At 64.1% G+C, this 25,807-nt stretch carries 29 protein-coding genes; 15 read left to right on the top strand and 14 right to left on the bottom strand.

Annotated features, from left to right (window positions below; genetic code table 11):
• Positions 1-41: 41 nt before the first annotated feature.
• Positions 42-302 carry a YheV family putative zinc ribbon protein gene (locus HWV67_RS19950; RefSeq protein WP_175652504.1) on the bottom strand — a complete coding sequence of 87 codons (261 nt, stop codon included), beginning with the start codon at positions 300-302 and terminating at the stop codon, positions 42-44.
• Complete coding sequence (gene prlC / locus HWV67_RS19945; RefSeq protein WP_175652503.1) at positions 299-2,350, bottom strand: oligopeptidase A; 2,052 nt, start codon at positions 2,348-2,350, stop codon at positions 299-301. Before prlC ends, HWV67_RS19950 begins: the two co-directional genes overlap by 4 nt.
• A gap of 91 nt (positions 2,351-2,441) precedes the next feature.
• Here prlC and HWV67_RS19940 point away from each other — a divergent pair, with 91 nt between their 5' ends.
• Positions 2,442-2,990: a gamma carbonic anhydrase family protein gene (locus tag HWV67_RS19940; protein WP_110969890.1), complete on the top strand. Its 549-nt coding sequence runs from the start codon at positions 2,442-2,444 to the stop codon at positions 2,988-2,990.
• A 31-nt stretch (positions 2,991-3,021) separates the two neighbouring features.
• Positions 3,022-3,672, top strand: coding sequence for an HAD family hydrolase (locus HWV67_RS19935; protein WP_095159077.1), 651 nt, complete (start codon positions 3,022-3,024; stop codon positions 3,670-3,672).
• A gap of 122 nt (positions 3,673-3,794) precedes the next feature.
• On the opposite strand, the gene HWV67_RS19930 is transcribed toward HWV67_RS19935, so the two are convergent.
• Complete coding sequence (locus tag HWV67_RS19930; protein ID WP_175652819.1) at positions 3,795-4,856, bottom strand: aminopeptidase; 1,062 nt, start codon at positions 4,854-4,856, stop codon at positions 3,795-3,797.
• Positions 4,857-4,939: 83 nt separating this feature from the next.
• On the opposite strand from HWV67_RS19930, the gene HWV67_RS19925 reads away from it, so the two are divergent.
• Together HWV67_RS19925 and HWV67_RS19920 are read left to right on the top strand one after the other, a co-directional pair.
• Positions 4,940-5,353, top strand: a complete 414-nt coding sequence (locus HWV67_RS19925) for a PA0061/PA0062 family lipoprotein (RefSeq protein ID WP_175652502.1) — start codon at positions 4,940-4,942, stop codon at positions 5,351-5,353.
• A gap of 53 nt (positions 5,354-5,406) precedes the next feature.
• Positions 5,407-5,817, top strand: coding sequence for a PA0061/PA0062 family lipoprotein (locus tag HWV67_RS19920; RefSeq protein ID WP_095159080.1), 411 nt, complete (start codon positions 5,407-5,409; stop codon positions 5,815-5,817).
• 3 nt (positions 5,818-5,820) lie between these two features.
• Here the strand turns inward: HWV67_RS19920 and HWV67_RS19915 are convergent, their stop codons facing one another.
• Complete coding sequence (locus tag HWV67_RS19915) at positions 5,821-6,054, bottom strand: DUF1161 domain-containing protein (protein ID WP_175652501.1); 234 nt, start codon at positions 6,052-6,054, stop codon at positions 5,821-5,823.
• An 83-nt stretch (positions 6,055-6,137) separates the two neighbouring features.
• Entirely contained in the window at positions 6,138-6,563 is a 426-nt protein-coding gene (locus HWV67_RS19910; RefSeq protein ID WP_175652500.1) for an OsmC family protein, read from the bottom strand.
• Between the two features lie 173 nt (positions 6,564-6,736).
• On the opposite strand from HWV67_RS19910, the gene HWV67_RS19905 reads away from it, so the two are divergent.
• Positions 6,737-7,741, top strand: coding sequence for an LLM class flavin-dependent oxidoreductase (locus tag HWV67_RS19905; protein WP_175652499.1), 1,005 nt, complete (start codon positions 6,737-6,739; stop codon positions 7,739-7,741).
• 73 nt (positions 7,742-7,814) lie between these two features.
• Here the strand turns inward: HWV67_RS19905 and HWV67_RS19900 are convergent, their stop codons facing one another.
• Both HWV67_RS19900 and HWV67_RS19895 read right to left on the bottom strand, forming a co-directional pair.
• The gene (locus HWV67_RS19900) at positions 7,815-8,039 is read right to left on the bottom strand and encodes a DUF1161 domain-containing protein (protein ID WP_175652498.1); all 225 of its coding nucleotides are present in this window, start codon (positions 8,037-8,039) and stop codon (positions 7,815-7,817) included.
• Between the two features lie 81 nt (positions 8,040-8,120).
• The gene (locus HWV67_RS19895; protein WP_095159085.1) at positions 8,121-8,336 is read right to left on the bottom strand and encodes a dodecin; all 216 of its coding nucleotides are present in this window, start codon (positions 8,334-8,336) and stop codon (positions 8,121-8,123) included.
• 297 nt (positions 8,337-8,633) lie between these two features.
• On the opposite strand from HWV67_RS19895, the gene HWV67_RS19890 reads away from it, so the two are divergent.
• Entirely contained in the window at positions 8,634-8,960 is a 327-nt protein-coding gene (locus HWV67_RS19890) for a DUF883 family protein (protein WP_095159086.1), read from the top strand.
• Here HWV67_RS19890 and HWV67_RS19885 read toward each other — a convergent pair.
• On the bottom strand, positions 8,957-9,850 hold the full coding sequence (locus HWV67_RS19885; protein WP_175652497.1) for a LysR family transcriptional regulator: 894 nt from the start codon (positions 9,848-9,850) through the stop codon (positions 8,957-8,959). The two genes, HWV67_RS19890 and HWV67_RS19885, sit on opposite strands and share 4 nt — an antisense overlap.
• 110 nt (positions 9,851-9,960) lie before the next feature.
• On the opposite strand from HWV67_RS19885, the gene trpB reads away from it, so the two are divergent.
• Together trpB and trpA are read left to right on the top strand one after the other, a co-directional pair.
• Entirely contained in the window at positions 9,961-11,187 is a 1,227-nt protein-coding gene (gene trpB / locus HWV67_RS19880) for a tryptophan synthase subunit beta (RefSeq protein ID WP_095159088.1), read from the top strand.
• Positions 11,184-11,996, top strand: a complete 813-nt coding sequence (gene trpA, locus HWV67_RS19875) for a tryptophan synthase subunit alpha (protein WP_175652496.1) — start codon at positions 11,184-11,186, stop codon at positions 11,994-11,996. The genes trpB and trpA overlap by 4 nt, the downstream gene beginning before the upstream one ends.
• Positions 11,997-12,093: 97 nt before the next feature.
• On the opposite strand, the gene HWV67_RS19870 is transcribed toward trpA, so the two are convergent.
• Positions 12,094-12,423 carry a DOPA 4,5-dioxygenase family protein gene (locus tag HWV67_RS19870; RefSeq protein ID WP_095159090.1) on the bottom strand — a complete coding sequence of 110 codons (330 nt, stop codon included), beginning with the start codon at positions 12,421-12,423 and terminating at the stop codon, positions 12,094-12,096.
• Positions 12,424-12,456: 33 nt separating this feature from the next.
• Positions 12,457-13,371, bottom strand: a complete 915-nt coding sequence (locus tag HWV67_RS19865) for a choline sulfate utilization transcriptional regulator (RefSeq protein WP_175652495.1) — start codon at positions 13,369-13,371, stop codon at positions 12,457-12,459.
• A 116-nt stretch (positions 13,372-13,487) separates the two neighbouring features.
• Between HWV67_RS19865 and betC the strand changes: the two genes are divergently transcribed.
• From betC to HWV67_RS19845, 4 genes are all read left to right on the top strand, one after another.
• Positions 13,488-14,999, top strand: coding sequence for a choline-sulfatase (gene betC / locus HWV67_RS19860; RefSeq protein ID WP_175652494.1), 1,512 nt, complete (start codon positions 13,488-13,490; stop codon positions 14,997-14,999).
• 16 nt (positions 15,000-15,015) lie between these two features.
• Complete coding sequence (gene choX, locus HWV67_RS19855) at positions 15,016-15,939, top strand: choline ABC transporter substrate-binding protein (protein WP_175652493.1); 924 nt, start codon at positions 15,016-15,018, stop codon at positions 15,937-15,939.
• Between the two features lie 79 nt (positions 15,940-16,018).
• A complete protein-coding gene (locus HWV67_RS19850; protein WP_175652492.1) occupies positions 16,019-17,590 on the top strand; it encodes a SulP family inorganic anion transporter in 1,572 nt (523 codons plus the stop codon).
• Between the two features lie 341 nt (positions 17,591-17,931).
• Positions 17,932-18,927, top strand: a complete 996-nt coding sequence (locus HWV67_RS19845; protein ID WP_175652491.1) for an IS110 family transposase — start codon at positions 17,932-17,934, stop codon at positions 18,925-18,927.
• Between the two features lie 486 nt (positions 18,928-19,413).
• On the opposite strand, the gene aroE is transcribed toward HWV67_RS19845, so the two are convergent.
• Positions 19,414-20,238 (bottom strand): shikimate dehydrogenase, encoded by an 825-nt coding sequence (gene aroE / locus HWV67_RS19840; RefSeq protein ID WP_175652490.1) that lies wholly within the window; start codon positions 20,236-20,238, stop codon positions 19,414-19,416.
• 55 nt (positions 20,239-20,293) lie between these two features.
• Positions 20,294-21,220 carry an oxygen-dependent coproporphyrinogen oxidase gene (gene hemF, locus HWV67_RS19835; protein WP_175652489.1) on the bottom strand — a complete coding sequence of 309 codons (927 nt, stop codon included), beginning with the start codon at positions 21,218-21,220 and terminating at the stop codon, positions 20,294-20,296.
• A gap of 154 nt (positions 21,221-21,374) precedes the next feature.
• On the opposite strand from hemF, the gene HWV67_RS19830 reads away from it, so the two are divergent.
• Positions 21,375-22,352: an NADPH:quinone reductase gene (locus HWV67_RS19830; protein ID WP_175652488.1), complete on the top strand. Its 978-nt coding sequence runs from the start codon at positions 21,375-21,377 to the stop codon at positions 22,350-22,352.
• A gap of 153 nt (positions 22,353-22,505) precedes the next feature.
• Here the strand turns inward: HWV67_RS19830 and HWV67_RS19825 are convergent, their stop codons facing one another.
• The gene (locus HWV67_RS19825; RefSeq protein ID WP_095159096.1) at positions 22,506-23,063 is read right to left on the bottom strand and encodes an L-threonylcarbamoyladenylate synthase; all 558 of its coding nucleotides are present in this window, start codon (positions 23,061-23,063) and stop codon (positions 22,506-22,508) included.
• Positions 23,064-23,100: 37 nt separating this feature from the next.
• Positions 23,101-24,198, bottom strand: coding sequence for a DNA-processing protein DprA (dprA, locus tag HWV67_RS19820; RefSeq protein ID WP_175652487.1), 1,098 nt, complete (start codon positions 24,196-24,198; stop codon positions 23,101-23,103).
• A gap of 209 nt (positions 24,199-24,407) precedes the next feature.
• Here dprA and def point away from each other — a divergent pair, with 209 nt between their 5' ends.
• Positions 24,408-24,914 carry a peptide deformylase gene (gene def, locus HWV67_RS19815; RefSeq protein WP_175652486.1) on the top strand — a complete coding sequence of 169 codons (507 nt, stop codon included), beginning with the start codon at positions 24,408-24,410 and terminating at the stop codon, positions 24,912-24,914.
• Between the two features lie 58 nt (positions 24,915-24,972).
• A partial coding sequence (gene fmt, locus HWV67_RS19810; protein ID WP_175652485.1) for a methionyl-tRNA formyltransferase occupies positions 24,973-25,807 on the top strand: 835 nt, incomplete at its 3' end.

Here is a 25,807-nt window from a genome sequence, read left to right as displayed (position 1 = left end):
AAACGAAAAGGCCGCTCGGGTATCCCGAGCGGCCTTTTCGTTCACGGTTTCTTCAGCTTCGGATTGGGAAAGAACTGCACCGTCTGCACCGCAGGTTTCGGCGCTTTCGCCTCGTTCTGGTTGACCCGCGTTCCCAGCTCCTTCGGCACCGACAGGCCCTGCTCGTTGAGGGTGTCGGAGAAACCGCAGGCCACGCATTCGCGGTGCGGCGTGCCGTCCACGTTCCACATCATCAGCTTGTCCGGCTCGCTGCACGCCGGGCAGACCGCCCCGGCGATAAAGCGTTTCTTGGTCGTGCTCATGCCGCCAGGTCCTCGCTCAGGCCGCTGTGGCGCAACAGCGCGTCGATGGAAGGCTCGCGACCGCGGAAGTCGACGAACAGCAGCATCGGTTCCAGCGAACCGCCGCGGGCCAGGATCGCCTCGCGGAAGGCGCGGCCGGTCTCGGCGTTGAGCACGCCTTCTTCCTCGAAGCGCGAGAAGGCATCGGCGGACAGCACTTCAGCCCACTTGTAGCTGTAGTAACCCGCGGCGTAACCGCCAGCGAAGATGTGCGCGAAGCTGTTGGGGAAGCGGTTGTACGCAGGCGGACGCATGACCGAAACCTCGTCGCGCACGCCTTCGAGCACTTCCAGCACGCTGCGGCCGTCGCCGTGGCTGGCGTGCAGTTCGAAGTCGAACAGCGAGAATTCCAGTTGGCGGACCATCATCAGGCCGGACTGGAAGTTCTTCGCCGCCAGCATTTTCTCCAGCAGGTCCTGCGGCAGCGGCTCGCCGCTTTCGTAGTGACCGGAAATCAGCGCCAGGCCTTCCGGCTCCCAGCACCAGTTCTCCATGAACTGGCTCGGCAGCTCCACCGCGTCCCAGGCCACGCCGTTGATACCGGACACGCCGGCATGCTCGATGCGGGTCAGCAGGTGGTGCAGGCCGTGACCGAATTCGTGGAACAGGGTGGTCACTTCATCGTGGGTCAGCAGGGCTGGCTTGCCCGGGGCGGCCGGGGTGAAGTTGCACACCAGGTTGGCCACCGGGCTCTGCAATGCGCCGTCAGCCGTGCGGCGACGGTCGCGGGCGCCGTCCATCCAGGCACCACCGCGTTTATTGGCGCGGGCGTAGAGGTCGAAGAAGAAGCGGCCGACGTGCTGGCCGTTCTCTTTGATTTCGAACAGGCGCACGTCCGGGTGCCAGGTGTCGAAGCCCTTGAGTTCGGCGATCTCGATGCCGTACAGGCGCTGGACGATGGCAAACAGCCCGGACAGCACTTTGTCGATCGGGAAGTAGGCGCGCAGGGTTTCCTGGGAAACGCTGTAGCGCTGCTCGCGCAGCTTCTCGCCGTAGAAACCGCTGTCCCAACTGCTCAGGTCCGGGCAGCCTTGCTCGGCGGCGTAGGCCTTGAGCTGGGCCAGGTCCTGGGCGGCGAACGGCTTGCTGCGCTTGGCCAGGTCGCGCAGGAAACCCAGCACCTGGTCGCTGGATTCGGCCATCTTGGTCGCCAGGCTCAGCTCGGCGAAGTTGGCGAAGCCCAGCAGTTGGGCCAGTTCCTGGCGCAGATCGAGGATCTCGCGCATCACCGGGCCGTTGTCGAACTGGCCGGCATTCGGGCCCTGGTCGGAGGCGCGGGTGCAGTAGGCGGCGTAGATTTCTTCACGCAGGGCGCGGTCGGTGGCGTAGGTCATCACCGCGTAGTAGCTGGGGAATTCCAGGCTGATCAGCCAGCCGTCGAGGCCCTTGGCCTGGGCAGCGGCGGCCATCTGCGCCTTGGCCGAATCGGTCAGGCCGGCAAGCGCCGCTTCGTCGGTGACGTGCTTGGTCCAGGCCTGGGTGGCGTCGAGCAACTGGTTGGAGAAGCGGCTGCCCAGCTCGGACAGCTTGCTCTGCACTTCGGCATAGCGCTGCTGCTGGTCGGCGGGCAGGTCGATACCCGACAGGCGGAAGTCGCGCAGGGCGTGTTCGATGATGGTTTTTTGCGCCACGTCGAAGCCGGCGGCTTCAGGGCTGGCAATCAATGCCTCGTAGGCCTGGAACAGTTCGCGGTTCTGGCCCAGCTCGGTGGCGTAGGCGCTCAGGGCGGGCAGGCACGCCTCGTAGGCTTCGCGCAGCTCGGCGCTGTTGCACACGGCGTTGAGGTGGCTGACGGGGCTCCACGCCGCGCCGAGGCGGTCGTTGAGTTCGTCCATGGCCAGGACCAGTCCGGCCCAGCTCGGGTTCTGGCCCTGAGTCTTGAGCAGGGCGGCAATGGCGTTGCGGTTGTCGGCCAGGATCTGTTCAATCGCCGGCAGCACGTGCTCGGCGCGGATCGCCGAGAAGGGCGGCAGGTCGTAGGACTGCAGAAGCGGGTTGGTCGCACTCACGGTTGGACACCTTGGCAGAAGAAACACCGGCCCATCTTAATTACAATCGGCGCCGACCGCAGCTAATAAGCCTCAGAGAGAGACGCTATTCATGGCCATTCGCACCTACCAGCAGCACACGCCCCGCCTGGGCGAACGCGCCTTCGTCGACCGCAGCGCGGTGGTTATCGGTGACGTCGAGATCGGCGATGACAGCTCGGTCTGGCCGCTGACGGTGATCCGCGGCGACATGCACCGCATCCGCATCGGTGCGCGCACCAGCGTGCAGGACGCCAGCGTGCTGCACATCACCCACGCCGGCCCCTTCAACCCCGACGGCTTCCCGCTGCTGATCGGCGACGACGTGACCATCGGCCACAAGGTCATGCTCCACGGCTGCACCCTCGGCAACCGCATCCTGGTAGGCATGGGCAGCACGATCATGGACGGCGCCATCGTCGAGGACGAAGTGATCATCGGCGCGGGCAGCCTGGTACCACCGGGCAAGCGCCTGGAAAGCGGTTTCCTCTATGTCGGCAGCCCGGTGAAGCAGGCCCGCCCGCTGACCGACAAGGAACGCGCGTTCTTCCCCTACAGCGCCGCCAACTACGTCCGACTCAAGGACCAGCACCTGGCTGAAGGCTACGACCAGCCCGAGTGAACTTATCCACAGCCCTTTTTTTGAGACCGCCATGCACCAGCAGAACATCCTCTTCGACCTCGACGGCACCCTGACCGATCCGCGCGAAGGCATCACCCGCTCGATCCAGTACGCCCTGGCCAAGCTCGGCATCGACGAACCGGACCTGACCCGCCTGGAACACTTCATCGGCCCGCCGCTGTTGCAGGCGTTCATGCAGTTCTATGACTTCGACGAGGCCAAGGCGTGGGAGGCGGTGAATTTCTACCGTGAGCGCTTCAAGGTCACCGGGCTGTACGAAAACCGCGTGTTCGACGGCGTCGGCGAGTTACTCAGCGAGCTGCAAGGGCAGGGGCGCACGCTATATGTCGCGACGTCCAAACCGTGGGTATTCGCCCGCGAGATTGCCCGGCACTTCGACTTTGCCCGGCATTTCAAAGTGATCTACGGCAGTGAGCTGGACGGCACGCGGACCAACAAGGTCGAGCTGATCGGGCACCTGCTGGCCGAGGAAGGCCTGGATCCGGCGCAGACCCTGATGATCGGCGACCGCAAGCACGACCTGATTGGTGCGCGCAGCAACGGGCTGGAAGCGGTGGCGGTGGGGTATGGGTTTGGGAGTCATGAGGAGCTGGCGGCGGAAGCGCCGGCATATCACTTTGCGACGTTGGCAGAAATGCATCGGGCGTTCATGAAACCCTGACTTGACGGGGTTGCTGGGGCCTCATCGCCGGTAAGGCCGGCTCCCACAGGATTTCCAGTCGGTCACAAAACCAATGCCCGACAAACTACTTTTGGGAGCCGGCCTTGCCGGCGATGAGGCCCTTAAAGCCCCTTCAAAACCAACTGCCGCTCCCCAACCGGCAACCGCCCAATCTCTTCCACCCGCCCATAAAACCGCTGCCAATCCCCGCCCACCTGGGCAAACACCGCCGCAAACGCCGGCACCCACTGGTCATACAGCCCGAACGGCAACAGCTTGGCGTTGTTCATCGGCGCATTGATCCAGGCATCGAAACGTCCGACGCCGCCCCACTCGCTGTCCCGCAACTGTCGGTACTCCCGGCGTAGCCGCTCGAACTCCGCCTGTTTGGCCGCGCGCATCGCGTCCGACGCCAGCGGCTGGGTGTACAGCGCCTTGAGCCGTTCCCGGCTCGCCAGCACCAATCCGACAAACTGGTCCCGCTGCTTGCCGCCATCCTGCACCTGCGCCGTCAGCCCCCGCGCCACCCGCCACTGCCGCGTGCCTTCCTGCTCGACAAAGGTGGCGAAGGACTCATTGAAGGCGGTGTCGTCCTTCACGTACCCCCGCTGGTGCGCCAGCTCGTGGAAGATCACCGTCGCCAGGCGCTCGTCGCCCCAGCCGAGCATCGAATTGAGGATCGGATCGTCAAACCAGCCCAGCGTCGAATAGGCCTCGACACCGCCGATATACACGTCCAGCCCCTGCAGTTTCTGCACCGCCGCCGCCCCGCGCGCGCCGCCCTGGCTGTAGTAGCCGCGGTAGGCGACGCAGCCGGCGATGGGGAAGCAATGGGTTTGCGGCTCCAGCGAAAACTCCGGGGTGGCGAACACGTTCCACACCACGAACGGCCGACCGATATCGGCGTAGACGCGGTAGCTGCGGTTGTCCGGCAGTTTCAGTTGCTCGCTGGCGAAAGCACGGGCGCGCTGGGACTGTTCCAGGTGCTGGCGAAGTTTCGGATCGGTGGCGGGATCGGCCAGCAATTGCGGCACCGGGGTGCGGGCGCGCAGCAGTTGCCACTGGCCGTTGGCGAGCTGGCCGTAGTAACCCACGCTCGCGCAACCGTTCAGCAGGCTGATCAGCAATACGGGAACAAACAGGCGAAAAACGCGGTCGAGTGCCCCGGGGCTTGAGCGCAACAACAGAAGAGTTCGAATCATGCGTGGGGTGGTCCCGCTCAAGTCCAGATCGATCCAAGACTATCCTGCCCGCCCGGAGTTTTGCCATGCGAACGATGCTCGCTGCCAGCGCCTTGCTGGCGCTCACCGGCTGCGCCGGCCTGCCCGCGCCGGACCCGACCCAAGCCTGGGTCGATCTCGCCCCCGGCCAGGATGACACTCTGCACGCCGTCGAAGTGGACGAGCGGGCCTGGGACGACACCCGCTATTTCCAGGTCAGCCCCGGCAATCACCAGCTCACCGTGCGCTATCTGTTCGCCGTGGACCCGAGCAATATCGGCCCCACCAGCGAACCGCTGTGGCGCGATTGCCAGCTCAATCTCAAGTTCAAGGACTTCAACGCAGGCCAGAAATACCGCCTGCAAGCGGGCAGCATCGGCTTCCGGCCCTGGGCAAAACTCTATGACGAACAGCAAAAACTGGTGGGAAGCGGCGTGCCGGCTGGCTGTCAGCGCACCTGAGGGCCGCTGATGGCGCTATGCTTACGTTCTGTTACCTTTCTGGAGAGCTGAACATGCGCCAACCCGCGATGTTCCTCGCTTTCACCACGCTGGGCGCCTGCACCAGTCCGATGCCTCCGGTCGATCAGAAACAGGCGTGGGTCGACCTCTACACCATCACCCCGGGCAAAGTGCTGATGGCCGAGCGTCTCGACGGCAAACGCCTCAACGACGGCCGTTACTTCCAGGTGTCGCCGGGCAAGCACGAGTTGGTGGTGCGCTTCGACTATGAGATCAGCACCGGCCTCTTCACCACCGACCCGACCGAGCGCACCTGCTACCTGACGCTGGAATACGACGGTTTCGAAGCCGGCCAGCGCTATCGGCTGGAAGCCCGGGCCATCGCCCTGCAACCCAACGCCTGGCTGTACGACGCCGAGCGCAAGGTGGTGGCGCAGGAGCGGCTGACCCATTGCATCCCTTGAGGCTTACTGGCCGTTGCGCTGGTAGATGATTTTCTTGGTGCCGCCGTCGCAACTGCCCACGACCATGTTCTGGTCGTGGACTTCGCTGTTGGGCACGATTTCCAGGGTGTAGGACGTTACCCCGCGGGCCTGGACCTTGGCTTCGATCTCGGCCTTCAATTCATCGCACGACTTGATCGCGGCGGAAGCATTGAAGGCCAACAGCGAAGCCAGCACGGCGATTGCGATACGGATCATGAGCAGTTCCTCGTGGCAAAAGACCTTGAGCCAACATCAGGTTGGACCGGTGGAGAATGCCACGGTTCTGCTACCAGGCAAGCTCACTGCACGAGCGTGGCGTCCAGGCTGATCTTCGCGTTCAGCACTTTCGAGACCGGACAGCCGGACTTGGCTTTATTCGCCAGTTCCAGGAACTGCTCCTCGCTGGCGCCCGGCACCTTGGCCTTGAGGATCAGGTGAACGGCAGTGATGGCGAAGCCGTCGGGCTGTTTATCGAGGGTGACTTCGGCGGTGGTGTCGATACGTTCCGCGGTCAGTCCCGCTTCACCGAGGATCATCGACAGCGCCATGGAGAAACACCCGGAGTGGGCGGCGCCGATGAGTTCTTCCGGGTTGGTGCCCGGCGTCCCTTCGAAACGGGTGTTGAAACCGTAGGGAACCTGTTTCAGCGCGCCGCTTTCCGTGGATATCTGGCCCTTGCCATCCTTCAGGCCGCCTTGCCATACGGCCGATGCAGTCTTTTTCATGGTGCCTCCTCGGGTTGCCGACGCGGGTTGCGCCGTTACCTGAATTCAGAGGCCCGGCCCGCGGGCAAGTTCAGCCTGTTTGCCACATCCGGTATTGATTCCTAGGGTAACTGCCCCCACAGAGCAACAAAGGCTGCCGTTTTCCGGCGGCTTCCGTTTGCTCAGGAGACCCCATGACGCAACTCGCGGACATCAAGATTTCCACCCTCGACCTCGTGCCCGTGCGCCAGGACAGCGGCCCGGCGCAATCGCTGCGCAACTCGCTGGACCTGGCACAGCACGTCGAGCGTTTCGGTTACCACCGCTTCTGGGTAGCCGAGCACCACAACATGGACGGCATCGCCAGCTCGGCCACCTCGGTGCTGCTGGGCTACCTGGCCGGCGGCACCTCGACCATCCGCGTCGGTTCCGGCGGGGTGATGCTGCCCAACCATGCGCCGCTAGTGATTGCCGAACAGTTCGGCACCCTGGCCAGCCTCTATCCCGGCCGCATCGACCTCGGCCTGGGCCGCGCCCCCGGCTCCGACCAGATGACCGCCCGCGCCCTGCGCCGCGAACGCTCCGGCAGCGCCGACGACTTCCCCGACGACGTGGCCGAACTGGTGCGCTACCTCGGCCCGCGCACACCTGATCAAAAAGTGATCGCCGTACCCGGCTACGGCACCGAAGTGCCGATCTGGCTGCTCGGTTCCAGCCTGTTCAGCGCGCAACTGGCGGGCCAGCGCGGTCTGCCGTACGCCTTCGCCTCGCACTTCGCACCGCGCTTCATGCACGAGGCGATTCGCGTGTACCGCAATCATTTCCAGCCGTCGGCGGTGCTCGACAAGCCGTATGTGATGCTGGGCGTGCCCATGGTAGTGGCCGATACCGACGAACACGCCGAGTACCTGGCAACGTCGGTGTACCAGCGCATCCTCGCGCTGATGCGCGGCCAGAGCCTGATGCAGAAGCCGCCGGTGGAAAGCATGAATGGTTTGTGGTTGCCGCATGAACGCGAGGCGGTGGGGGATTTCCTCGGTCTGGCGATGGTCGGCAGCCCGCAGAAGGTCAAGGCCAAGCTGGAAGTGTTGCTGGAGCAGACCCAGGCGGATGAGCTGATCTTCACCTGTGATCTGTATGAGCATGCGGACCGGGTGCGGTCGTATGAGTTGATGGCGCAGACGGTGCTGGGTTCGTGAGATTCACGGACCGCTAACGCGGTCATCGCGACGGTTCGGCGGGACGCCGGACCGTCGCGAAGCGGCCGCAAACTCACCCACGCGTGTAGACAATCTCCTTGGTCCCAGCCTCACAAGTCCCGACTACTTTCCCACCCGCAGCCGCTCCCTTGCCTACAACCTCCAGCGAATAATGCTTAACGCCCTTGGCATCCAGCTTCGCTGCGATCTCGCTCTTCAATTCTTCACACGGCTTGCCCGCCGCCAGCGCGGTGCCGGCCAAACCCATCAGTGCTACTGCCAGAATCAGTTGCTTCATTGATCGCTCTCCTTGTTGGATCAAAACGAGAAAGGCCCCGGTGTCATTCCGGAGCCTTGGATATCTAACCGGGTAATCGTTTCAACTGTTGGCGATACGGAACCCGACTTTCAGGGTGACCTGAAAATGCGCCGCCTTGTTGTCGCGGATATGCCCGCGGGTATCCACCACTTCAAACCATTCCAGATGCTTGATGCTCTTGCCGGCTTCGGCCAGGGCACTGTTGATCGCGTCTTCGATGCTGGTGGGGGACGAGCCGACAAGCTCGATCTTCTTGTAGGTGTGATGATCGGACATCGCTGTTCTCCTTGAAGGTGTGCCGGTTGAGCCTCGGGGTCTGTACGAAATGTATTCGAGCGAAGGCCAGGCAAGGCGAAAACAGGCGAGGAAGCGGAGTTGACTGGTTGTCAATGAGCATTCCGAGCCTGTTTTCAACGCAGCATGGGCGAGTTCGGATGCATTTCGTACAGAGCCTAGCAGCGCCGGGGCGTTTTTCCTCAGAGGGGGGTTTGGATCGAAACGTTCGATCGCACTTTCCAGACACGTCGTAGTCGGAACCTACAACACCTCACTCAACGCTGAAGGAGAGTCACCATGGCAACAAGTTCGCTACGCAAAGCCGCGCTGCAAAGCATGGAAGCGGAAATCGAAAGCCTGCTGAAATCGCTGGAAAGCCTGAAAGACGATGCCTCGGACGAATCGCGCAAAACCGTGAAGGCGCTGAAAAGCAACGCCGAGAACGCCCTGCGCCACTCGCGCAACCTGCTTGGCGATGCCTATGAAGAGGTGAAAACCAAGACTCGCGAAACCGGCCTCGCCACGCGCGACTACGCACAGCAACACCCCTGGACCACCGCCGGCGTTGCCGTTGGCGCGCTGGGTCTGCTGGCGGCCTACCTGCTGTGCAGCAAACGCGACTAAACCTGCCGCGCCAGTTCCGCGCGCAACCATCCCGCCAGTTGCTCGGCGCGCCCGTCCGCGGCGCGTCGAGGGACCCACAGCGCCAATGACGCCTCGGTCTGGCTGAAGCCCCACGGCGCCGCCAGGCGTCCGGCGCGCAAATCATCGGCCACCAGCGGCTTCGGCGCGATCGCCACGCCAAGCCCGGCCACCGCCGCCTCCAGCAAGTAATACAAATGCTCGAAATCCTGCCCGTAATGCAGCGCGCGCGGGTCGATGCCCTGTTGCCGCGCCCAGTCCGGCCAGGCTTGCGGCCTGGAGTTGGTCAGTAGAACCGCCTCATCAAGCAGCGCGCTGGCCGGCGCCTGGCGCAGGCGCTCGAAACCGGCGAAATGCGGGCTGAGCACCGGGCCGATGCATTCCTGGGCGAGCACATGAACCTGCATGTCCGCCGGCCATGGCGGTTCGGCGAACACCAACAATGCATCCAGACCGGGGCGGCGCGGGTCGAGATCGCCTTCGCCGGCCGAGAGGTGCAGGCGCAGGTCCGGCAGGTCCGCTTTCAGCCGCCCCAGCCGCGGGATGAACCAGCGCGCCAGCAGGCTCCCCGAACAGCCGAGGACAAACGGCGCATCGACACTGCTCTGGCTCAGCTCGGTGCAGACCGAGCGCAGCCGCTCGAACGCCTCGCCGCTGACCTCGCGCAGGCGCAGTCCTGCATCTGTGAGTTTGATGCCACGCCCGTCCTTGACGAACAGGCTCACGCCCAAGTGGCTTTCCAGCGTCTTCAACTGCCGGCTGACCGCGCCGTGGGTCACGTGCAGTTGCTCGGCGGCCTGACTGACACTGCCCAGGCGGGCAGTGACTTCAAAGGCCCGAAGGGCATTGAGTGGCGGCAGTTCCCTGGACATGACGTGTGAGTTTTCCTGACAGGTTGCGGCGATCTTATCGGTTTTCAGCGAGGCGTGTCGTGGTTAGAGTAGGCCCATTGTCAGCCCACCCTTCTTCCTGGAGCGCCCCCATGACCCAGAGCAACCTTCGCAGCGGCCCCGACGCCAACGGCCTGTTTGGCGCCTTTGGCGGCCGCTACGTCGCCGAAACCCTGATGCCGCTGGTGCTCGACCTGGCCCGCGAATACGAAGCGGCCAAGGCCGACCCGGAATTCCTCGAACAACTGGCGTACTTCCAGCGCGACTACATCGGCCGTCCGAACCCGCTGTACTTCGCCGAACGCCTGACCGAACACTGCGGCGGCGCGAAGATCTTCTTCAAGCGTGAAGAGCTCAACCACACCGGCGCGCACAAGGTGAACAACTGCATCGGCCAGGTGCTGCTGGCCAAGCGCATGGGCAAGAAACGCCTGATCGCCGAGACCGGCGCCGGCATGCACGGCGTGGCCACCGCCACCGTCGCCGCACGCTTCGGCCTGCCTTGCGTGATCTACATGGGCGCCACCGACATCGAGCGCCAGCAAGCCAACGTGTTCCGCATGAAGCTGCTGGGCGCCGAAATCGTCCCGGTCACTGCCGGCACCGGCACCCTGAAAGACGCCATGAACGAAGCGCTGCGTGACTGGGTCACCAACGTCGACGACACCTTCTACCTGATCGGCACCGTGGCCGGCCCGCACCCGTACCCGGCGATGGTCCGCGACTTCCAGTCGATCATCGGCAAGGAAACCCGCGCCCAGTTGCAAGAGAAGGAAGGTCGCCTGCCCGATAGCCTGGTCGCCTGCGTCGGCGGCGGCTCCAACGCCATGGGCCTGTTCCACGACTTCCTCGATGACAGCAGCGTGCAGATCATCGGCGTCGAAGCCGGCGGTCACGGCGTCGACACCGACAAGCACGCCGCCAGCCTCAACGGCGGCGTTCCGGGCGTGCTGCACGGCAACCGCACCTACCTGCTGCAGGACGAAGACGGCCAGATCACCGACGCCCACTCGATTTCCGCCGGCCTCGACTACCCCGGCATCGGCCCGGAACACGCCTGGTTGCATGAGATCAAGCGCGTCGAATACGTCAGCATCACCGACGACGAAGCCCTGGCCGCGTTCCACACCACCTGCCGCCTGGAAGGCATCATCCCGGCGCTGGAAACCTCCCACGCGCTAGCCGAAGCCATCAAGCGCGCGCCGACCCTGCCCAAGGATCACCTGATGGTGGTCTGCCTGTCCGGGCGCGGCGACAAAGACATGCAAACCGTAATGAGCCATATGGCCGCGACCCAAGCGCAGGAGAAGCAGGCATGAGCCGTCTTGAACAACGTTTTTCCGAGCTGAAGCAAGAAGGCCGCGCCGCCCTGGTGACCTTTGTCACCGCTGGCGACCCGGGTTACGAGGCTTCGCTGGCGATCCTCAAGGGCCTGCCGGCGGCGGGCGCGGACGTGATCGAACTGGGCATGCCGTTCACCGACCCGATGGCCGACGGTGTCGCCATCCAGCTGGCGACCCTGCGCGCCCTGGACGCTGGCCAGACCCTGGCCAAGACCCTGCAAATGGTTCGTGAATTCCGCGTTGACGACCAGACCACCCCGATCGTGCTGATGGGTTACTACAACCCGATCCACCGCTTTGGCGTCGAGGCGTTCGTCGCCCAGGCCAACGAAGCAGGCGTCGACGGCCTGATCATCGTCGACCTGCCGCCTGAGCACGACGCCGAACTGGCGGCCCCGGCCCAGGCCGCGGGCATCGACTTCATCCGCCTGACCACCCCGACTACCGACGACGCGCGCCTGCCGCGTGTACTGGAGCGCAGTTCGGGCTTCGTCTACTACGTCTCGGTGGCTGGTGTGACCGGTGCGGGTTCGGCGACTACTGAACATGTCACCGAAGCCATTGCCCGCCTGCGTCGGCATACCCCGTTGCCGATCAGCGTTGGCTTCGGCATCCGCACGCCGGAGCAGGCTGCGGCGATTGCGCGGCTGGCAGACGGTGTGGTCGTGGGTTCGGCGCTTGTGGATAAAATCGCCACCGCCGCCAGCCCGGAGCAGGCTGTGGATAACGTGCTGTCGCTGTGCTCGGCGCTGGCCGAAGGTGTGCGGGGCGCGCGCAAGGCGTGATAATCCATCGCGACGGTTCGGCGCCCCGACAAGCTCGCTCCTACAGCCCAGTGTAGGAGCGAGCTTGCTCGCGATGGACCGCAACGCGGTCCCCGATTCACTCAAAAATCGAAAGATCCAGCGGCCTGACCGCCCCCATCCAGATCGCATGATCACGGTGGTCCGCCAGCTCATCCCCGGTCAGCGGATGCAGAAACACCACCAGCCCCTGGCGATACAGCGCCAGCCACGGCAACACCACCCCGACCACCTCCGGCCCGAAGGCCAACTGGCAGCTCCAATCCGGATGCGGCCCCACCAATTTGCGGTGCATGCGCCCCATGGTCACCGGAAACAGCGCCGACGCCTCTTCGCACAGCAACCGCGCCTGCTCGAACGTGCTGGCGTCGTAATACACGTGGGCGTGATACCCCTTGATCCTTTGCACACTGATTCCTTGGAAGGCCTGGTCTGCCGTGAACTATACCGGCTGCCGGGACTGCTCTTCACCCAGCCATTCGACGAATCGTTCGACCAGCGTACTGCGCCGCTTTCGCTGAGGACGTACCACGTAGTATCCCTGCGTGGAACGAATTGATCCTTCGAGCGGCCGGCAAAGCAGGCCCTGCTCCAGAAGGGCGTCCACCAGAAAACGCCAGCCGATGGCCACGCCCTGGCCGGCAATCGCGGCCTGAATCAGCAAGGTGTAATTGTCGAAACGCAGCGGCCCAGGGTTCGGCGGGCCGGGCAATTTCAGCTCGCGGAACACGCCATTCCAGTCGAACCAGCGGCTGGCCGACTCGCCACGCAAGTGCAGCAGCGGCAGTTTCAGCAGGCTTTCCGGTGCCAGCGGCAGGGGCTTTTCGCCCAGCAAACGCGGACTACACACCGGAAAAACCTCCTCATCGAACAGCCAGAAACTCTCGCCCTGACGCAAGCGCCCATCGCCAAACAGCACCGCCACATCGATGTCCGGGCGGAGCATGCCGTGACTGCGTTCACTGGTCACCAGGCTCACATCGACCTGCGGATTGGCCTGGTGAAAACGCTGCAAGCGGGGCATCAACCAGTACGCGGCGAAGGCAAAATCAGTCGCCACCCGCAGCACTTCATGCTGGTCGCGACCGACCACCTGGGCTACGCCATCGTCCAGCGCGAGCATTCCCACGTGTACTTGCTCGTACAGCAGTACACCGGCCTCGGTCAGCTCGATACCGCGGTAAATCCGGTCGAACAGGCGGGCGCCAAGCTGCTCTTCCAGGCGCTTGATCTGCTGGCTGACCGCCGGCTGGGTAGTGCCCAACTCGACCGCCGCCGCGGTGAAACTGCGCTGGCGCGCTGCGGCCTCGAAGACCCGCAATACGTCCAGCGACATCCCGTCCAAGGCATCAAACATAAGCACAGCTAATCCTAGTCATTGCCCTGCATGGGCTTTACCCAAGTTATTCACAGCCGCACAGTCATCCACAGCCGTTTCCCCATAACGCCTGACGATGGAATGCCGTGACCCACATGAAACGCAAGAACATTCTCTTCATCATGGCCGACCAGATGGCCGCGCCAATGCTGCCGATCTACGCGCCGTCGCCGATCCATATGCCGCACCTGAGCCGTCTGGCCGCCGAAGGCGTGGTGTTCGACTCGGCCTACTGCAACAGCCCGCTGTGTGCGCCATCGCGCTTCACCCTGGTCAGCGGCCAGTTGCCCAGCAAGATCGGCGCCTATGACAACGCCGCCGACTTTCCCGCTGATATCCCCACCTACGCCCACTACCTGCGCCGCCTCGGCTACCGCACGGCGCTGTCGGGCAAGATGCATTTCTGCGGGCCGGACCAGTTGCACGGCTACGAAGAGCGCCTGACCAGCGACATCTACCCGGCCGACTACGGCTGGGCCGTGAACTGGGACGCCCCGGACGAGCGCCCGAGCTGGTACCACAACATGTCCTCGGTGCTGCAGGCCGGACCATGCGTGCGCACCAACCAGCTCGATTTCGACGAAGAGGTGGTGTTCAAGGCCCGCCAGTACCTGTACGACCACGTCCGCGAAGCCGGCGAGCAGCCGTTTTGCCTGACGGTTTCGATGACCCACCCCCACGACCCGTACACCATCCCCAAAGCGTTCTGGGACCTGTACCAGGGCGACGCCATTCCCATGCCCCACGCGCCCTTCGCCCAGGACGAACTGGACCCGCACTCGCAACGCCTGCTCAAGGTCTACGACCTGTGGGACAAGCCGTTGCCTGTGGAAAAGATCCGCGACGCCCGCCGCGCCTACTTCGGCGCCTGCAGCTACATCGACGCCAACATCGGCAAGCTGCTGGAGACCCTGGAAGAAACCGGCCTGGCCGAGAACACCCTGATCGTGTTCTCCGGCGACCACGGCGACATGCTCGGCGAGCGCGGCCTCTGGTACAAAATGCACTGGTTCGAAATGGCCGCCCGGGTGCCGCTGCTGATCCACGCGCCGGGGCAGTTCGCGCCGGGCCGGGTCAGCGCGTCGGTGTCCACCTGCGACCTGCTGCCGACCCTGGTGGAACTGGCCGGCGGCACGCTACAGCCCGGTCTGCCACTGGACGGACGCTCGCTGCTCGGGCACCTGAACGGGGAGGGCGGTCACGACGAAGTGATCGGCGAATACATGGCCGAAGGCACCATCAGCCCGCTGATGATGATTCGCCGCGGCCCGTGGAAATTCATCTACAGCGAGGATGACCCCTGCCTGCTCTACAACCTGGAAGATGACCCGCGCGAGCTGAACAATCTGGCGGCCCTGCGGGAACATGCTGAACGCGTCGTCGGCTTTCTCGCCGAGGCGCGCCAGCGCTGGGACATTCCCCACCTGCGTCAGCAGGTGCTCGACAGCCAGCGCCGCCGGCGCTTCGTCGCCGACGCCCTGGCCACGGGCACGCTGAAAAGCTGGGACCACCAACCGATGGTCGACGCCAGCCAGCAGTACATGCGCAACCACATCGATCTCGACGATCTCGAACGCAAGGCACGTTATCCACAACCTGGTCAGTAATCACCGAGGAACGGGCATGAAAGGGTTATCCACACGCGTCATTGCGGTTGTCTTCACCCTGGCTGCCGGCGCCGCGAACGCCGACAGCAGCACCTGCGACACGGTCAGGATGGCCGACCCCGGCTGGAGCGATATCGCCGCCACCAACGCCGTAGCGCGGGTGCTGCTGGAAGGCGTCGGCTACCAGACCAAGGTCGATTCGCTGGCGGTGCCGATCATTTACGGCGGTCTCAAGGACGGTTTGGTAGACGCCTTCCTCGGCAACTGGATGCCGGCGCAGCAGGGCTTTCACGACAAGTTCGTCGCCAGCGGCGAGGTGGACCGGTTGGCGCGCAACCTCGAAGGCACCGAGTTCACCCTGGCCGTGCCGGAGTACGTGTGGGAAGCCGGCGTGAAAGACTTCGCCGACCTGCAGAAACACGCCGGCGAGTTCGACAAGAAGATCTACGGCATCGGCTCCGGCGCCCCGGCCAACCTGTCGTTGCAGTCGATCATCGACAAGAACGAGTTCAACCTCGGCGGCTGGAAGCTGGTGGAATCCAGCGAACAGGCGATGCTGGCGCAAGTGCAGCGGGCCGTGAAACGCGAGCGCTTCATCACCTTCCTCGGCTGGACCCCGCACCCGATGAACGTGCAACTGAAAATGCGCTACCTGACCGGCGGCGAAAAATGGTTCGGCAGCAACGGCAGCGTCTACACCCTGACCCGCAAGGGTTACGCACAGGCCTGCCCGAACGTGGCAAAGCTGCTCGGCAACCTGACGTTCACCCAGGCCATGGAGAACAGCATCATGGCCGAGGTTGTGGATAAAAAAGTCAGCTACGACGACGCGGCCAAGGCCTGGATCAAGGCTCACCCGGAACTGCTCGATGGCTGGCTGCAAGGCGTCACCACCCGCAGCGGCGGCAATGCGCTGGAGGCGGCCAAAACGCGGCTGTGATCGCGTCCGGCGCCGCCCGCTTGCACCGGCGCGCCGGACACCTCACCCTGAACGGCTTTCACCGGTATAGAGCGACCCCATGGCCTGGCCCGACCGCCACAGACTCCTGCCATTTTTGCGCTGGCTGCCGCAGCAGACCCGCGCCAGCGTGCGCCGCGACTTGCTGGTGGGCCTGAGTGGGGCGATTCTGGCGCTGCCGCAGTCCATCGCCTACGCCCTGATCGCCGGCCTGCCCGCCGAATACGGGCTCTATGCCGCCATCGTGCCGGTGCTGATCGCCTGCCTCTGGGGCTCGTCGTGGCACCTGATCTGCGGGCCGACCGCGGCCATCTCCATCGTCCTCTATGCCAGCGTCAGCCCCATGGCGGTGGCCGGCAGCTCGGACTACATCACCCTGATCCTGTTGCTGACCTTCCTCGCTGGCGTGTTCCAGTGGCTGATGGGCATGCTGCGCTTCGGCGCGCTGGTGAACTTCGTTTCCCATTCGGTGGTAATCGGCTTCACCCTTGGCGCCGCAGTGGTCATCGCCCTCGGCCAGTTGCCGAACCTGATGGGCCTCGACCTCGATAGCCAGACCACCGCGCTGAAAACCCTGCAAAGCCTGCTGGAGCACGTCGGCGACATCGACCTGCCGTCGTTGCTGCTGGGATTGGGCACGTTGCTGATCGGCATGCTGATCAAACTGACCCGGCCGCGCTGGCCCAGCCTGTTGATAAGTCTGGCCGGGGCGAGCCTGCTGGCGGTGCTGTGGCCGGCGATGTTCGGGCATGTCGCCCGGGTGCCGGCGTTTATCGGCCAATTGCCGCCGCTGAGCCCGCTGCCGTTGCTCGATCTGGAACTGATCCTGCGCCTACTGCCCGGCGCCGTGGCGGTGGGCATGCTCGGCCTGGTGACCAGCCTGTCGATCGCCCGCTCGCTGTCGATCCGCTCGGAGCAGTTGATCGACGCCAACCAGGAAATCCGCGCCCAGGGCCTGTCCAACATGATTGGCGCGTGGTGCTCGGGTTACCTCTCGTCCGGCTCGTTCACCCGTTCCGGGCTGAGTTTCGATGCCGGCGCCCGCTCGCCACTGGCCGGGATATTTTCTGCGCTGTGGGTGGGATTGTTCGCGGTGGCCGGTGCGCAACTGATCGCACACATCCCGATCCCGGCGATGGCCGGGAGCATCCTGCTGATCTGTTGGGGGCTGGTGGATCACCGGGCGATCCGTGCGCTGTACCGGGTCAGCCGGCCGGAGTTTCTGGTGATGATCCTGACGTTCGTCGCCACCTTGCTGCTGGAGTTGCAGACGGCGATCTACGCCGGGGTGTTGGCGTCGCTGTTCTTCTACCTCAAGCGCACCTCGCAACCGCGGGTGCAGCAGAGCCGGGAAGGGGAAGCGGATGTGTTGCGGGTGGGGGGGTCGATCTTCTTTGGCGCCAGCCATTACCTGCAGGTGCGGTTGCAGCGCTGCCAGGCGGCGGAGGTGGTGATCGATGCGCGGCAGATCAACTTCATCGACTATTCCGGGGTCGAGATGCTGCACCAGGAAGCACGGCGGTTGCGCCGCCAGGACCGCAGCCTGACCTTGCGCCGGGCGCGGCCGCAGGTGGTGGAGGAATTGCAGAAGCTGGAAGGGGTGGAGCGGTGTCCGATTCGGTTTGAAGACTGAAGCCTGCTCGGGTGGCGGCCATGGGCATGCCGATGGTTTCTCAGTGCCCTTCGCATCGCGAGCAAGCTCGCTCCTTGTATGTTCTGAGCGTACCCAAAGGGATTCTGAATTCTTGAAAGGTACGCCTACCTAAGTAGTTCCAAGGGGGAGGCCGGACGCTCCTGGAGACGGGCTTTGCACCCGATCTCGTATGTAGATAGGCCCCCCCGCCTCATTGCCCACTACGAAGAGTATCCGGAAGCCGACGAATCGGACTTCGCATGACAAGGTTGTAGCGGCATGAAGTTCGAGGTCGGGGGAACCTTGGGAGATTCTGTCTTAAAAACCGGGAGAGCGAAACCATGTCGAGGAGTGCCGGGATCGACGTTGCAGCCAGGACTGCAGTGCTGACCATCCTTCACGAAGATCGTGTCGAAACCACCAAGATCATCGAACAAACAGCCAAGGGACATCAGCAGGCCGTTGCGTTACTGAGCAAGTGCAATCCCGATCGTGTCGTTTTGGAGGCCACCGGGATTTATTACCTGGATCTCGCCTTGGCCTTGGCTGAAGCCGGACTACCCGTGTCGGTGATCAACCCCAAAAGTAGCCACCACTTCGCCAAAGGCATGCTTGAGCACAACAAGACCGATCAGGTTGATGCGCGTCTTTTCGCTCAGTACGGAGAGCGGATGCGCCCTCGTCTGTGGACTCCACCGACGGCTACTCAGTTGAGTTTGAGAACTCTGGGGCGACACGCCAATCGGCTGGTTGCGGCACGAACCCGTGCGAAGAATCAGTTGCACGCCTACACGGCGTCCAAAGAGCAGGTTGATTTGATTGTTGAGGATTTGAAAGACGAGATCACAGCATTTGACCGCCGCATTGAGCGCATACGTAAAGCGGCGATTGAGCAGATCGAGTCCGACCAGAGACTTCAACATGTCGCCAAAGCAATTCTTGCTGCACCAGGCATTGCCGAGGTCTCGCTGATCTCAATTTTGGCGGAGCTGACAACTCTTCCCGATACCCTGAAGTCCTCGCAGGTGAGTCGCCACGCGGGGCTTGATGTGCGACTGACCCAGTCAGGAACCAGCGTGAACAAGCCGGGGCGTTTGGGAAAGGCTGGCAACACCTATTTGCGCTCGGCGCTCTTCATGCCCGCGATGTCCGCTGTACGTTTCGACCCATATGCGAAGGGTTTCTACGACGTATTACTGGGAAGGGGGAAGAAGAAAATGCAGGCAATTGCGGCTGTCATGCGGAAATATTTGACGGGCATATGGGCCTGTATGAGAAGCGGAGAACCCTTCGACACGGCCAAGCTTTTTAGCGAAAAGCACCTGCTGAAAGCTTGACCGCGAACAGAGTATCTACAATGGCTTGCGCAAACCTCTGTAGGAGCGAGCTTGCTCGCGATGGGGCTGTGAAAACGGTTCCTGTTGGTGTCGCATATAGCTACGAACTTCCCCAATCTCCGACTTTCTTGTAGGCAACTGCCCAAGCATACTGCCGCGCCTCATTAGCTGTTGCGCCCTGGTAAATCGCTGCCTAGTCTTCGGCGGTCGTTGAACATCAACGATCGGCGTTGACAGGCCGCTGTTATGGCAGCTGTGCGCGTGGGCACCTCATGGTGCGCCGGGTTTCCTGGGCCGGTCTGTCAACCCGCGTACAACTGCCGCCGTCTGCGGCGACTGTGCGTGTGGGCACCCGATGGTGCGCCGGGTTCTCCGTATCCCTGGTCTGTCAACCCGCGCACAGTTGCCACCCCCACCCCAAGCGCCATAAAAAAACCGGCCGTTGAATTCACTCAACGGCCGGTTTTTTTCGATCTTCGCCCGGGATTATCCCCGCGCCAATTGCCGACGCAATTCCGCCAGCACCGGCCCGCTATCCGGCCTTACACCGCGCCAGATGAAGAAGGCTTCCGCCGCCTGCTCGGCCAGCATGCCCAGCCCGTCCAGCACCTTGGCCGCACCGTGTTCGGTGGCCCATTGGCAGAACGGGGTCGGCTCTTTGCCGTACATCATGTCGTAGCACACGGTCAGGCCCGGCTGGATCAGGCTCGGGTCGATCGGCGGCATTTCGCCGGCGAGGCTCGCCGAGGTGGCGTTGATGATCAGGTCCACCGGCTCCTTGAGCCAGCTGAAACCGCTGGCCGCCACCGGACCAAGGTCGGCGAATTCGCGGGCCAGTTGCTCGGCCTTTTCCACAGTGCGGTTGGCGATCACCAGCGACGCCGGGTTGTGCGCCAGCAGCGGCTCCAACACCCCGCGCACCGCGCCGCCGGCACCGAGCAGAAGGATGCGCTTGCCGGCCAGTTCCACGCCCGCGTTGACGGTGAGGTCACGCACCAGTCCGGCGCCGTCGGTGTTGTCGCCCAGCAGGGTGCCGTCTTCCAGCTTGCTCAGAGTGTTCACCGCCCCGGCGCGCTGGGCGCGGGGGGTGAGGCGGTCGACCAGGCGGAAGGCTTCTTCCTTGAACGGCACGGTAACGTTGGCGCCCAGGCCCTGCTTGAAGAAGCCCAGCGCGCACGCGGTGAAATCATCCAGCGGCGCCAGCAGGGTGTCGTATTCCAACGCCTGGCCGGTCTGGTCGGCAAACAGCCGGTGGATCAACGGCGACTTGCTGTGGCCGATCGGATTGCCGAATACAACGTACTGGTCCATTCACGCGCTTCCTCAGTCAGGCCCGACGACCGGGCAACGGTTGTGCACAATGGGCTCAGTGCCCGGCCTTGTCCAGATTCAGCCAGTCACGATCCTGCAGGAAATACTCGGTCAGGCGAGCTTCAGCGCTGCCAGGCTCGGGCTTCCAGTCGTAGCCCCAGCGCACTTGCGGCGGCAGCGACATGAGGATCGACTCGGTACGCCCGCCCGACTGCAGGCCGAACAGGGTGCCGCGGTCGTAGACCAGGTTGAACTCGACGTAGCGGCCACGGCGGAATTCCTGGAATTCGCGCTGTTCGGCGGTGTACGGCTCGGCCTTGCGGCGCTGGATGATCGGCAGGTACGCCTCGACGTAGGCATCGCCGATGGCGCGCATGAAGGCGAAGCTGGTGTCGAAGTCCCATTCGTTCAGGTCGTCGAAGAACAGGCCGCCGATGCCGCGCGGCTCGCCACGGTGCTTGAGGTGGAAGTAGCGGTCGCACCAGGCTTTGTAGCGCGGGTAGACGTCAGCCCCGAACGGCGCGCACGCCTGCTCGGCAACGCGGTGCCAGTGGACGCAGTCTTCTTCGTTGCCGTAGTACGGGGTCAGGTCGAAACCGCCGCCGAACCACCAGACCGCTTCTTCGCCTTCTTTCTCGGCGATGAAGAAGCGCACGTTGGCGTGGGAGGTCGGCACATGCGGGTTGTGCGGGTGGATCACCAGCGACACGCCGAGGGCTTCGAAGCCACGGCCCGCCAGTTCAGGGCGGTGAGCGCTGGCCGACGGCGGCAGGCCGCTGCCGAAGACGTGGGAGAAGTTGACGCCGCCTTTCTCGATGACCTTGCCGTCGCCGATCACCCGGGTGCGTCCGCCACCGCCGGCCTCGCGGGTCCAGGCATCCTCGACGAAGCGGGCGCCGCCGTCTTCGGTTTCCAGAGCGGCGCAAATCCGGTCTTGCAGGTCCAGCAGGTAGGCTTTCACGGCCTCGGTGCGGCTAGTCATCGGGTCACCTTGAAGCGGGCATGGGCCGGCCCAGGCGGCACCGGCGGAAAAATTCGGCGCACAGCATACCACCGTGCATGTGCCCTCCGTAGTTGACGGCGATCAAGCAAAAGCGTCCGATAGGCCCTTTCCCCGATGTCTCAGGAGAGTGCAGATGGCCAAGCGTATTCAGTTCAGCCAGCATGGCGGCCCCGAGGTACTGACCCTGGTCGATTTCGAACCCACGGCACCGGCGCCGGGCAATGTTCTCGTGCGCAACCACGCCATCGGTCTGAATTTCATCGACACCTATTTCCGCAGCGGCCTCTACGCGCCGCCCGCCCTGCCGTCCGGCCTGGGCACCGAGGGCGCCGGCGTGGTCGAGGCGGTAGGCGATGGCGTGAGCCGCTTCAAGGTCGGCGACCGCGTGGCCTACGGTGGCGGCCCGCTGGGCGCCTACAGCGAACTGCACGAACTGCCGGCGAACAACCTGGTGGAGATTCCGCAAAGCATCAGCTTCGAAGACGCCGCTGCGGTGATGCTCAAGGGCCTGACCGTGCAGTACCTGCTGCGCCAGACCTTCGACGTGCAGCCGGGCCAGATCATTCTGTTCCATGCGGCGGCAGGCGGGGTTGGCTCGCTGGCCTGCCAATGGGCCAAGGCGCTGGGTGCGAAGCTGATCGGCACCGTCAGCTCGGCGGAAAAAGCCGAACGCGCCAAGGCCCTGGGCGCCTGGGCGACCATCGATTACAGCCGGGAAGATGTGGCGCAGCGGGTGCTGGAGCTGACCGACGGCAAGAAATGTCCGGTGGTGTATGACGGCGTGGGCCAGGACACCTGGCTGACGTCACTGGACTGCCTGGCGCCGCGTGGTTTGATGGTGAGCTTCGGTAATGCGTCGGGCGCGGTGAGCGGGGTCAACCTCGGCATCCTGGCGCAGAAGGGCTCGCTGTACGTCACCCGCCCGACCCTGGCGAGCTATGCCAACTGCGCGGAAAACACCCAGGCCATGGCCAACGAACTGTTCGCGATGATCGCCAGCGGCAAGGTGAAGGTGGATATCCAGCAGCGCTATTCGCTGGCTGAGGCGGCCAAGGCGCAGGAAGAGTTGTCGGCTCGGCGGACGGTGGGGTCGACAGTCCTGATTCCCTGATTTTCCGGACTGCGCGCGTTCCCTGCCTTGTAGGAGCGAGCTTGTCGGGGCGCCGAACCGTCGCGATAGCCCCCGCAAGATGGCTCTATCGCGACGGTTCGGCGCCCCGACAAGCTCGCCCTACACCTACAGGGGGGGCGGGTGAGCCGTTAGTCAGCCCGCCCGAACCACCTCACCACTGGCCAGATCCCGAATCACACTCGGATTCTTCCGCCCGCCCAACGCCCCACCCAGCACCAGATCAAGCTGGTTGTGGAAATACTGCTCCACCCGCAACCGCGACTTGGCCGCCGGGCGGCCGGCCGGGTTGGCCGAGGTCGATACCAGCGGGCCAACCAGCGAACACAGATCCCGCACCAGCGGATGATCGCTGACCCGCAGCGCCACGGTGTCGTGCACGCCGGTGATCCACTCCGGCAGCATGCCCTGGTGCGGCACCAGCCAGGTGTTCGGGCCGGGCCAGGTGCTGGCCATGCGGTCGAGCCAGAGTTCGGGGAAGTCTTCGAAGAGGAAGTCGAACTGGCGGATGTTGTCGGCGATCAGGATCAGGCCCTTGTTCACCGAGCGCGACTTGAGCGCCAGCAGCCGGTCCACCGCTTCTTCATTCCATGGGTCACAGCCCAGGCCCCAGACCGCTTCGGTCGGATAGGCGATCACCGCTCCGGCCCGGATTTCCCGCGCGGCTTGTTGCGCACGCCAACTGTTGACCATTTCTGTTACTCCGCTTGAAGGCTGGTGGGCAGTTTACTTAGCCGGGGCGGGCAAACCAACGCCCGGCTTCATTGCACACGCGGCCATCCAGTTCCAGATTGGTCAACGAAGCCAGTACGCGGTTCAGCGGCTGGCCGCTGGCGTGGGCCAGGCCTTCGCTGGTCAGTGGCGCGGCCAGCAGCAGGGCAACCAACGGATGAGCCGGTTTATCCACAGGCGCCGGCGAAAGGTTCTGCCAGCCGCGCAGGCTTTCGAGGATCTGCTCGATGCTTTCCACCAGCAGCGCGCCGTCGCGGATCAACTGGTGGCAGCCCTTGGCGCCGGGGTGGTGGATCGAACCGGGAATCGCGAACACCTCGCGGCCCTGTTCCGCCGCCAGCCGCGCGGTGATCAACGAACCACTGGCGAGGCTCGCTTCCACCACCAGCACGCCCAGGGAAAGCCCGCTGATGATGCGGTTGCGCCGCGGGAAGTTGGCGGGCAGCGGCCCGGCATCCAGGGGAAACTCGGAAACCAGCGCACTGCCTTGTTCCAGCATGTGACGTGCCAGGTTGCGGTGGCGCTGTGGATAAAGTTTTTGCAAGCCGGTGCCGAGCACACCGATCGTCGCCCCGCCCACGTCGATGGCGGCCTGGTGTGCAGCACCGTCGATGCCCAGGGCCAGGCCGCTGGTCACGACAAAACCGGCCCGCGCCAGGCTGCGGGAAAACGCTGCCGCAGTGCCCAACGCCGGCGGCGAAGCACGGCGGCTGCCGACGATGGCCAACTGCGGTTTATCCACAAGCGCGGGGTCGCCGGCGACAAACAGCAGCGGCGGCGGATTGGGGATTTCCGCGAGCAGCGCGGGGTACGCGGGGTCGTCCCACATCAGCAAATGCTGGTCCGGACGCTCTAGCCAGGCCATTGCCGCCGCCGCGCCATCGCGCACTTCGGCGCTGCGTCGGGCGTCGCTCGCCGCTGGCGGCAGACCCAGCGTCCGCCAAGCGGAAGCCGGTGCGCTGAGCGCCGCCGATGCATTACCAAATGCGTGGATCAGTTTCATAAAGCGTTGCGGGCCGACCTCGGGCAGGCGCTGCAAACGCAAACGCGCCTCCAACTCGGCAGGCGGGCAAGCGGAAAAATCGGGGCAGGGCATAAGACCATCCTTGATCTTTTCGGGATTACCCACATATCACAACCTGTGGATAAGTCTGTTGATAATGCTTTGACAACTGCCTGACGAACGCAGTCCGACAGCCGGCATTTCAACCCTAGACGACCTTTTCGCAGGTGCCGAACGCGCAGAATCCCTTTATTATGTGCGCTCATGTTTGTCACACATTGCACAGTGCAGCTCATACGCTTATGGCCATTCTGAACATCCTCGAATTCCCGGACCCGCGCCTTCGCACCATCGCCAAACCGGTGACGGAAGTCGACGACGCCATCCGCCAGTTGGTGGATGACATGTTTGAAACCATGTACGAAGCCCCAGGCATCGGCCTGGCCGCGACTCAGGTCAACGTGCACAAGCGCGTCGTGGTCATGGACCTGAGCGAAGATCGCAGCGAGCCGCGGGTGTTCATCAACCCCGAACTGGAAGAGCTGACCGACGATATGGGTCAGTACCAGGAAGGCTGCCTGTCGGTGCCGGGGTTCTACGAGAACGTCGACCGTCCGGTGAAAGTCCGGGTCAAGGCCCTGGACCGGGACGGCAAGCCCTACGAGCTGATCGCCGAAGGCCTGCTGGCCGTGTGCATTCAGCACGAATGCGACCACCTCAACGGCAAGCTGTTCGTCGATTACCTGTCGACGCTCAAACGCGACCGCATCAAGAAGAAGCTGGAAAAGCAGCACCGCCAGCAAGCTTGATCCTCCTCACTCCAGAAGGCTTGCTCCGGCAAGCCTTTTTCTTTTAAGCGAGAACTCCATGCGCATCGTCTTCGCGGGCACCCCCGAGTTTGCCGCCGAACACCTCAAGGCCCTGCTGGCCAGCCACCACGAAATCATCGCCGTCTACACCCAGCCCGACCGCCCGGCCGGCCGTGGGCAGAAGCTGATGCCGAGCCCGGTGAAACAACTGGCTGTGGATAACAACATTCCGGTGCTGCAACCGCCGACCTTGCGCAACCCCGACGCCCAGGCCGAACTGGCCGCCCTCGCACCAGACCTGATGGTGGTCGTGGCTTACGGCCTGATCCTGCCGCAGGTGGTGCTGGATATTCCCAAGCTCGGCTGCATCAACAGCCACGCCTCGCTGCTGCCGCGCTGGCGCGGTGCCGCGCCGATCCAGCGCGCGGTGCAAGCCGGCGATGCCGAGAGCGGCGTTACCGTGATGCGCATGGAAGCTGGCTTGGACACCGGCCCGATGCTGCTCAAGGTCAGCACCCCGATCAGCGCCGCGGACACCGGTGGCACCCTGCACGATCGCCTGGCCGAACTCGGCCCGCCCGCCGTGCTGGAAGCCATCGCCGGTCTCGGCGCCGGCACCCTGCACGGCGAAGTGCAGGACGATGCCCTGGCCACTTATGCACACAAGCTGAACAAGGACGAAGCACGTCTGGACTGGAGCCGCCCGGCCGTCGAGCTGGAGCGTCTGGTGCGCGCCTTCAACCCGTGGCCGATCTGCCACAGCACCCTGGCTGGCGAAGCGCTGAAAGTGCTGGCCGCCAACCTCGCCGAAGGGCAGGGCGCACCGGGTGAAATCCTTTCCGCGAGCAAGGACGGCCTGGTCGTCGCCTGCGGTGAGCAAGCGCTGAGCCTGA

Origin of the sequence: Pseudomonas sp. Marseille-P9899 (assembly GCF_903166565.1) — a bacterium.
Classification (GTDB): domain Bacteria; phylum Pseudomonadota; class Gammaproteobacteria; order Pseudomonadales; family Pseudomonadaceae; genus Aquipseudomonas; species Aquipseudomonas huaxiensis.
Note: the sequence above shows the minus strand (reverse complement) of the source record. Positions and strands in the feature narration are given on the sequence as shown.